This is a genomic window from Domibacillus sp. 8LH (genome assembly GCF_038806185.1).
Taxonomy (GTDB): domain Bacteria; phylum Bacillota; class Bacilli; order Bacillales; family Domibacillaceae; genus Domibacillus; species Domibacillus indicus_A.
On the sequence record NZ_JAVJNG010000050.1, the window covers coordinates 1 to 9,561 of the forward strand.

The 9,561-nt window shown below is 42.1% G+C and carries 8 protein-coding genes; 1 reads left to right on the plus strand and 7 read right to left on the minus strand.

The annotated features are described in order from the left end of the window. The 7 genes from RG959_RS23340 to RG959_RS23370 all read right to left on the minus strand — a co-directional run. The coding region (locus tag RG959_RS23340; RefSeq protein ID WP_342799196.1) for a malate:quinone oxidoreductase at positions 1 to 212 on the minus strand (212 nt) is incomplete at its 3' end. 632 nt (positions 213 to 844) lie between these two features. Then, positions 845 to 1,237, minus strand: a complete 393-nt coding sequence (locus RG959_RS23345) for a hypothetical protein (protein WP_342799197.1) — start codon at positions 1,235 to 1,237, stop codon at positions 845 to 847. 421 nt (positions 1,238 to 1,658) lie between these two features. Continuing rightward, positions 1,659 to 2,156: a MerR family transcriptional regulator gene (locus tag RG959_RS23350; RefSeq protein WP_251274739.1), complete on the minus strand. Its 498-nt coding sequence runs from the start codon at positions 2,154 to 2,156 to the stop codon at positions 1,659 to 1,661. Positions 2,157 to 2,632: 476 nt separating this feature from the next. Continuing rightward, a complete protein-coding gene (locus RG959_RS23355) occupies positions 2,633 to 4,822 on the minus strand; it encodes a transglutaminaseTgpA domain-containing protein (protein ID WP_342799198.1) in 2,190 nt (729 codons plus the stop codon). Then, positions 4,819 to 6,015: a DUF58 domain-containing protein gene (locus tag RG959_RS23360; protein ID WP_342799199.1), complete on the minus strand. Its 1,197-nt coding sequence runs from the start codon at positions 6,013 to 6,015 to the stop codon at positions 4,819 to 4,821. The genes RG959_RS23355 and RG959_RS23360 overlap by 4 nt, the downstream gene beginning before the upstream one ends. After that, a complete protein-coding gene (locus RG959_RS23365; RefSeq protein ID WP_342799200.1) occupies positions 6,012 to 6,965 on the minus strand; it encodes an AAA family ATPase in 954 nt (317 codons plus the stop codon). Before RG959_RS23365 ends, RG959_RS23360 begins: the two co-directional genes overlap by 4 nt. Before the next feature lie 458 nt (positions 6,966 to 7,423). After that, positions 7,424 to 7,840, minus strand: a complete 417-nt coding sequence (locus tag RG959_RS23370) for a MerR family transcriptional regulator (RefSeq protein ID WP_342799202.1) — start codon at positions 7,838 to 7,840, stop codon at positions 7,424 to 7,426. A 386-nt stretch (positions 7,841 to 8,226) separates the two neighbouring features. Between RG959_RS23370 and RG959_RS23375 the strand changes: the two genes are divergently transcribed. Further along, positions 8,227 to 9,267, plus strand: coding sequence for an NAD(P)-dependent alcohol dehydrogenase (locus tag RG959_RS23375; RefSeq protein WP_342799201.1), 1,041 nt, complete (start codon positions 8,227 to 8,229; stop codon positions 9,265 to 9,267). Positions 9,268 to 9,561 lie beyond the last annotated feature (294 nt).

Genomic DNA, 9,561 nt, shown 5'->3' on the forward strand with positions numbered 1-9,561 from the left:
TTTTCGACTGTGTAGTTCAGCTCACACAGTGCCGCATGCCCCGTTCCCGCATTGTTCCATTCGTTAGAGCTTTCCTCTCCTGCTTTTGAAAGCTTCTCAAATACTTTGATATTCCACTCCGGTACTAATTCTTTCAGAATTGTTCCCAAAGTTGCACTCATGATTCCAGCACCAATTAAGATAACGTCTGTTTTTTTCTGTCTGCTGCTCATTATACCCTTCCTTATCCCCTAAGATTTGTAGAAACGATGCAGGCGCTCCTGCTTAGACGCCACAGCAAGCCAGAGCACAGCCTAGTCATTCTTCTTTTCCAGATCCATTACAAGCAAAAATAGAATACCACTATTCAATTATCACACCAATTAGTATAACTTTATTAAGCGATAAATATAAAATAGTATAACATTATTATTTATGGATTAAAATATTTATTTACTATTATTATCCTGGCTTTAAGTTATTTAAAAGCTAATAAGAAGTGAGAGAGCCATCCACAATGCCTTAAAAACAAAAAAAACAAATCTTCAACCTATATTCTTGTAAAAGTTAAAGATTTGCCTTGTCGTTACCAGTGAACGGCTGCCCTCTAGTTTTCTCCGTTACTTATGGTTTAGTTCATCTCGATTGTCTATTAGTCAATCCGCGAAGTATTTACGCCTGAATTCAAAAAAATGGTTCCGCTGTACCAGCACGGGAAATTAAAAAAAACGTAAAGATTCCCCTTTACGCCTTTGCATATGCTTCCTTTCAGTTCCTGCCCTTTTTCCATTAATGTTCTTAATGCTGCAAGACGGCAGGAATCGGTATCCTTTGTCCAATTTAAATAAAGAACGATCAACCATTTTTAAACAGTTTGTTTTTGGAGGTTCATTTCTAGCTCGAACTGTTGCTTTTCATCGCTCGTTAATACCGGCTTAGTTCCACTAAGGGCAAGCTCCATTCGTTCAATCATAAGAGTTAGCCATCCAACTTCATTTTTTATCGCCACTTCAGATGCATCCCAGTTAATTAACCTTTGGGATCGGCGCGCTCTTTTTTCAGCATTTTCCCACTCTGACAGGATCGCAGCATTGTCCTCTTCCTGGTCCAGTCTGTTTTTTAACAAATAAATATAATGAGCAACAGATTTTATTTCTCTGTGCCTTCTTTCATAGGATCCATGAATATCTAAAACTTTTTTCAATTCATTTGCATGATGAGCTGCTGCTTTGACGTAATGCATATTTAAATGCAACATGTTTAGCCCCCTTGATCGTTCTAGATTTAAGTTTTTAATTTGGTGCACGATAAACTGCTTATGTAGTCAAATAGGTCATTTTTATTCACTGGCACAAAAATGAAAGCGCTTTAATTAATCATAATCCCTCTCGCTTGTTTCTTCAAGACTTGAAGTGGATTTTAATAAAATTTTTATAATCATGCGTGATTTTGTTCTTTTCCTAGTCCGTTATCAAGTTGATTCAGCGAAAAGAACTTATTTAACGTTTAAAATAAATCCATTAAACGAGACCACTAATGCTGCAAAATGCTTTTATCAATACTATTCCCTTTCAACAAAAAATGCCTCACAAAAAAGACCATCTCTAAAGAGATGATCTTTTCCGTTAAATCCCCTCTCCAATAAGAGTTTTAAAAGGTCTGAAAGGAATTCAGCAATATCACTTTATTTTCCCAAAAAGACCTCTTCTTTTTTGTTCGGGCTGGTCCGATAAAGCTTTAAACAGCAGGCTGCTTGTTCTTCGAACTTCGTATATGACGACATTAATATGATCCATATTACGCTTAAGTTCTTTTTTTAATTCTGCATTCTCTTTTTTGATAGCAGTGAATTCTTCCATTATAGCAGTCAATATTTCATTCGACGCGGCGTTGTTTTGTACTTCAATTTCAGCCGTTTCGCTTGGAAGCACAATAGGTGCAGCGCCCAGCATACCCGCTATATCGTTAATGGGTAATTTAGATGAGGCTCTCAATTCTTTCATTTGCGTTAAAGTTGCAACATCCTGCTCAACAAACACACGAGATCTCTTTGGTTTCGCGATTACGTATCCATGTTTCTCAAGTGCGATACTATAATTTCGCACAGTACTCTGGGAGATACCTAATATCGCAGCCACTTCAGTTGTCGTATAGGCTTTCACGATTTCTTTATCCATAACACGAACTCCCTGAACATTTTTATTATTAACCGTCGAAATAAACTGTATAATTGCGGTAATTAAATGACCGAAAAAACAAAAAGAGCCCCAGCGTGTTACAGGATGGGGCTAACCATCCATCGTAACCGTCTATCACGCCTCAACCGTGACAAACACCTGCTCAAGCCCTTTGTACAAACTATTTTATGGGAATAATTTTATCGTATTTTAGTAGCTTTTTCAAGAAGTTTAATTCTTCCTTTACGTCTAAAAGCGCTGCCTGTCCTGTACGCCGTTGTTCAAACGAGCAGAGTTCCAATAACAGCAGGCTTTTTAAAAAGATACAGAGGAATTGCTAGATTTCTGATTTCCAACAGGGTTGAACTAGCGACCTCTACCCTATCCAGGCAGATAATTACGAAAACGACCATCTAAGAGAGTGTGAATAGCCTGTAGAACCTGACAGCTTTTTTAGGAAAAGCTTCATAACCCATTTAAGAACTGGTTTTCTTCATAAGGCTTTCCCATTCATTTCTTGCATGGTTCCATGTGCCACTCGGAAGGCGGTCTCTATACAAATATTGCTCATAATGAGCAGTAAGATCGCTCATTGTGTTGCTGGAAAATAGAGTGTCGATTTCCTTCGCATAGCCGCTCAGCGTTTGGCCTTTTTTTCTCTTCAGTCCAGAGCGGTCCAGCTGGGCAAGAAGAACAAGATATGCTTGTGGGAAATGGTGATCCTCTTTCTTTTGTTTAAACATGAAAATGTAATAGAAAGGCAGCCATTTTCTCCGGTACCGGTAGCATAGCGCAGCAAGAATAAGCGCTGCTCCAGCCAGAAAAGCAATGGTTTTCCCATTTGTTTTCAAGAATGATTCTGTATTTACTTCCGACGCTTCTCCGGAGTCTTCATCAAGACCCTCTTCTGCCTGTGTCGGTTCTTCCGCTGCAGGCTGTTCTGGCGTTTCGGCCGGTGTTTCAGCCGGTGTTTCTTCATTTACGGGTGTTTGAGATGTTTCCTCTAATTCTGGAACCGCTGCATTCGTAAACCCCTGTGTCGGCTCAAAAGGCACCCAGCCGATACCAGGAAAGAATACCTCGACCCAGGAATGCGCATTTTCGCCTGTCACCTGATACAGCTGATTTCCGGATTCTGTCGTTTCCAGGTAAGTTCCTTCTGTGTAGCCCTTTACCCAGCGGGCAGGGATGTCAATCGTTCTTAGCATAACAGCCATCGAGGTTGAAAAATTGTCACAGTAGCCGCGTCTCGTATTAAATAAAAACTGGGCGACGTAATCTTCACCATCTGACGGAACAGGCACATCCACCTGCTCATACGTAAAGCCGCTGGAGCTGAAATAGGCTTCAATCGCTTTTGCTTTCTCAAACCACATTTTATGCTCCTCTGTAATATCCAGCGCCAGTTCTCTTATCTGTGGCGGTATATTTTCGGGAAGCTGTGTGTACCTGTTGGCAATGGCTTGAAAAGAAGAGCCGGCTTCCTCCAACGAACTGTTTTGAAGTTCTTCTGCCCGGAAAGAAGGGTGTTTATACTCAACGGAATACGATGCAGGCGCTTCTTGTTCATCCCCGTTGATTGCTGTGATTTTATCGGTCCCCTCATTCAGCTCGTATCGGTAGGAGGATGATGCTTCAATTCTCTCCAGGCCGTGGGGATATGGGATATAACCATAATCTTCTTCGGTATAGACAATGCTTATCCTTTCCTCTGAAGGAACTTCCTCTGTAAAAGAGAAAAAGGAAGGCGGTACACTTCGCCTAAAAGTAAGCAGCTGCTCGTCTGGACTGGATGAAATCCATCCTTTGCCGGTGTATTCATCTCTCGTATCGACCTTCCAGTAATGTTCTTCTTCTACTTCAGCTGTAAAGACCACTTCACTACTAGGCAGAAACGGACCGCCAAGCTCAGAATCATCGGAACGAAATCCACCTCCTCCTGTTTCGTCTGTCGACGTATTGCCTGAACCGCCCAGTGACTTCACGAAGGGAACGGGATTGGGCCAGACAGGATCCGCTTTTGGGGCAGCAAAGGCAATGGCTGTACTCCCGACAACGAAGACGGACACCGAAACCATCCATTTCAGCTTCATCATACTTTGCGCTTCAGAGTCCGTCAGCCGCCGGAAAGCCAATATTCCCAACAGGACAAAACCAATCAAAACGGACCGGATGATCGCTGTTTGTGCTGAATAGGGAGAAAACGTATCTAAAACTGTAATAAACACAATTGTAGCGAAAAAAAAGAACAGAATATTACTGCGGATCATCAGCCAATAGTGAATTAAATACACAGTAATCCACAAAAGAGAAAAGAACAGCAGCGTCCGGATTGAATCGGACAGCTCTGTCCACTGGCCTTTTAATATCAGCTCGGTATTCTGAATTACATCGCCTAAAAACAAATTTACCATCACGCTGAAGCTGCCATAATGAATAAATTGAATACAAAACAGTATATAGACCATTTTTAAAATAGCAGAGACTAAGCGGGGCACTCCTAAAAAAGCCAGCAGCAGTGATCCAGCAATAAAGCCAACAAAAAAGCCGATCGGGCTTGTACCGGTTAACTGTTCAACGGGACGCAGCCACTCCCATAGAAGCAAAAAGCTGAGAACGTGCAAAAGAAAAGAATCAATCGTCCACTTTGTACGCTGTTGATTCATGCCCTACTCACCTCCGAAAAGGCCTTCGCAAATTGACCTTTATGTACGATACAAACTTTAATCCCGCGTTCCTGCTGAACCAGCTTGTGTTCCGAAGCATTCTGGCTGCCGGCAGCCAAAAAGACGATTACGAACTGGCCCTGACTTACATAATAGCGGGCTCGTTCGATCACTTGTTCAGTCAGCTTCACGATCACAAGCAAAAGAGTACGGCTCTGCTGGATAAACGCTGTTTCATTTTCCAGGACTTTTGCAAAAGACACAGTCCCTGCCTCTTTAATGGTCGCCAGGTGATAAAAAAGCTGCTGCTCCTGTCCCTCGCCGCCGCGAATCGCAAAACTTCCGCCGTTATCGCTTGCTGTCAGCAGCCCGACTTGTACACCTGACCGGATGATGCCTTTAATAGCAGAAGCCGTAAACGAAACAACTGTTTCAAACTGCACCGAAGGCGTGCAATCCATGACAATCATGACATCGTGAGACCGGTACTGTTCGAACTCCTTCGTCATTAAGCTGTTACGTTTCGCCGTGGCTTTCCAATTGATCAAGGATAGTCGGTCACCCGGCTGATAGCTGCGAATGCCAACAGACATGGAAGTGTCCTGGTTTTGATACGCCCTTGCTGTCATCGCAGAGCCTTGACCAGCCGAACCAGAAATCGGCCGGTATTGAAGCTCTTCGAAAGAAGGATACACCACTATTTTATTTTCGATTGGAATTTGTTTTTCTTTTTCAATAAGACCGAATAAATCGCCTGTTTTTACACGAATTCCCGTGAAGTGGTGTTCTCCTCTCGGCATCTGGTTAATCTCATAGCCCAACGCCAGCTTTTTTTTAAAGCCAGGAACCAGGACTTTCTTTATCTGCTGTTCAGAGAGTAAGGAAGAGCTGCCGATCATTTCTTCTGCGATCATATAAAAAAGCGGGAATCGGTTTTTTCTTGAAAGTGTGATTTGAACGCGGACCCGCTCTTGGAAAAGAAACTCTTGTTTAGAAAATGTTCTTTCACCTTTAAGCGACAAAGGATAAAAAAACAACACGAAGGCATAAAAAGCGATGGGAAGAAAGCTGTAAAATAAGAACCAGCTGACAAATCCTCCTTGAAACATCGCATACGAAAAAGCAAGAACATTCAGCCCTATTAAAAATAGGAATCGGCGGAATTCTTTTGTTTTCGAGAATGCCCTGCTCATTCGGCCACGTGCCTTTGAACCGGCACTGAAACCAGGCCTAACAATTGCTCAATTACATTTTCGACATCGATCCCTTCAAAACGGGATTCTGGTTTTAAAATAATCCGGTGGGCAAAAACAAACGGAGCGAGATACTGTATATCATCAGGAAGCACATAGTCTCTGTTATGCATAAAAGCCAGCGCTTGTGAGGCTTTCATGAGGGCAATGGAACCACGGGGGCTGACGCCTAGGAAAACACTTTTGTGGGAACGAGTAGCCGCAGAAAGCTCAGCAATATACCTTCTGACAGATTCATCTACATAAACGCCTTTAATATCGAGCTGCAGCTGCCGGAGTTCCGGCAGGTTGACAACTGGCTGAAGATCTTCAATAGGCGGCACATGTTGAGCTCTCTTTAAAACATCCATTTCTTCCTCTAAAGTAGGATAGCCCATTTTCATTTTTAACAAAAAGCGGTCAAGCTGGGCTTCTGGCAGTGGATAAGTGCCTTCATATTCGATCGGATTTTGTGTAGCCATGACAAAAAACGGCTTTTCAAGCACGTGTGTTATACCATCTACTGTAATACTGTTTTCCTCCATGCTTTCGAGGAGCGCAGACTGGGTTTTAGGCGACGTCCGGTTAATTTCATCGGCGAGAATTATATTGCCCATAATCGGACCTGGGTAAAATTGAAAGTCCATATCGCGCGGGTTATAAATCGATACACCCATAATATCGGATGGAAGTAAATCCGGTGTAAACTGGATTCTTCGCAACTCTGCACTAATGGACTTCGCTAGTGCCCTGACCATCGTGGTTTTCCCGACACCGGGCACATCTTCAAGCAGCACATGGCCTTCGGCGAGAAGCGCCACCAGTGTTAGTTTAGCCACCTCCTGTTTGCCCGCTATCACTTGTTCAATATTTTGAAGAATTTTATCAATCTCAGGATGCAGCTGGTTCATCCGTTCCGTCCCTCCTAGCTTTATGACACAATCAACCCATCTGATAAAAATAGATTGATAAATGATCAGAAATTTCGATTTATTTCATCTGAATATAAGTGTAACGTATGTGCCTTGTATGGTGTCAAATTTTAACTATTGAATTAAGAAGAAAAACAAGTTTCTATGTTACAGGCTGTTATAAATAAACCATTAGCGAAATCAGGAGCTGCAGATTAGTTAGAGAAGTTCACTGAGATAGTAGAGAATACCCCTGCTGACACTGATTTAGCCTTAAAGTCAAGTCACATTACAGATGCAGCAGCTTATGCCATTAGTACTCTTGAAACTGTTGCGGTAAGCAAAATCTTGATTCGTCCTATGAAACAAATAATCTAATTAGGTAAGCGGTAGTAAATGCTACAAACAAAAAACCACCTGTCTTTCACAAATATATATGAAAGACAGGTGGTTTTCTGTTAATTAGTAACGAAACTCCCTATTTTATCGTTTTTATGGATATCTTCCGTTCCTGCTTCCAATGCAGTCTTATAATACATACATTTATGTTCAATGACTTCCATTGTTTTTCTTAGTTCTTCCATCTGTGCTTCTACACTAGCTTTTCGTTCCATAAACATGTTATACCTTTGCTGCAAGGTGGAATCCCCTTCAGAACACCAATCAATGAAACTTTTAATTTCCTTAATAGGCATCCCGGTGGCTTTTAAACATTCAATGATTTTTAAAGCACCGATATCGGATTCTTTAAACACTCTTGTTCCGCTCGGTGTCCGTTCTACAAAAGGCATAAGTCCCTCCTTGTCGTAGTAACGCAAGGTATACACCGTAAGATTCAATTCTTTTGCAGCCTCGCTGATAGAATATGTTTTCATCATTTATCTCCTCTTTTCAAATATCTAAAGTTCGAGTTAACTCTATATTTTGCAGAAATTTTATCACGGTATTTGCTGAGTGTCAAAATCAACTTATAGGGAAAGTAGAAATGGACTCTGTTTAACTGGGATAGGCTTACTAAAAAAAGAATGCAGCTAGCTATAGGGCTATATTGATAGATGATATGAAACCTTTATGGGCGGGAATCTTTTTAAAAAATATAAGCTATCCACTTGACCTAGAGTTAACTATAGGGATTAACATTGTTTTGCAAGAGAAAAAAGCAGGGACGGAAATGAATGAAAAGATTTTTAACCTGGTTTATTCATTTATACCTGATACAGGCGCATTCTCTTGAAAAATATATATTATAGGAGGATTTTTTATGGTAACTGCTAAAGCACGAGCTGTCGACGGCCCAGACAAACCGTTTCGAGCAGCCGAAATTAAACGACGCGATCTGGATTTGCATGATGTTTTGATTGAAATTAAATATGCAGGCATATGCCATTCTGATATCCATACTGCTCATGGCGAATGGGGTCCCGTGAACTATCCTCTCGTACCCGGGCACGAGATTGCGGGAATTGTCACGGATATAGGAGCCGAGGTCACAAAGTACAAGGTCGGTGACCGGGTAGGAGTCGGGTGTATGGTTGACTCCTGCGGCGAATGTGAGAACTGCCGAAAAGGAGAAGAACAATACTGCCTCAAAGGAAATGTTCCTACCTACGCTGGTGTTGACAAATACGGCGAGCCTACTCAAGGCGGCTATTCTACCCACATTGTCGTAACTGAGGACTTTGTAGTCAGAATTCCTGATAGCATAGAGCTTGACGTCGCAGCCCCATTACTTTGCGCAGGCATTACAACATATTCGCCACTAAACCACTGGGGAGCTGGTCCAGGCAAAAAAGTAGCGGTTGTTGGTATGGGCGGTCTTGGTCATATGGCCGTTAAAATTGCACATGCGATGGGTGCGGAAGTCACTGTTCTGTCACAAACATTAAGTAAAAAAGAAGATGGCTTACAATTTGGCGCTGAAAATTACTATGCCACAAGCGACCCAGAAACATTCGTGAAACTTGCCGGAACCTTTGACTTAATTATTAACACGGTAAGTGCAAAAATCGACATTAATGCTTACTTCTCACTGTTAACGCTGGATGGTACTCTAGTAAACGTTGGTGCGCCTGCAGAGCCATTGTCAGTGAATGTGTTCTCTCTCATCGGTCATCGCCGTTCATTTGCAGGTTCAATGATTGGAGGCATCCGTGAGACTCAGGAAATGTTGGAGTTCTGTGCAAAACATAACATTGTTCCTAAGATTGAAGTCATTTCAGCCGACCAAATTGATGAAGCCTACGAACGCGTATTAGCTTCAGATGTGAAATATCGATTCGTGATTGACATCAGCACAATGTGAGTGGCGTAAATGATAAGTTCTACTGATAATTTCGAGAGTATCCCACAATTTAAATACAAAAACACCGCCTGAATTTTATTCAAGCGGTGTTTATCTATATAAGAGGAGGTGTCTGTGCAGCACCCTGCCTTTTCCTTATAGGTTTTCCAAAAATCAAGTTCCTTCTCATGGAAGATGATTCCGAAATAAAAAGAACAGCTTTCGCTGTCCTTTCTGCGTTTGCCTGGCGGCGTCCTGCTCTCACAGGGGGAAACCCCCAACTACCATCGGCGCTGAAGAGCTTAACGGCCGTGT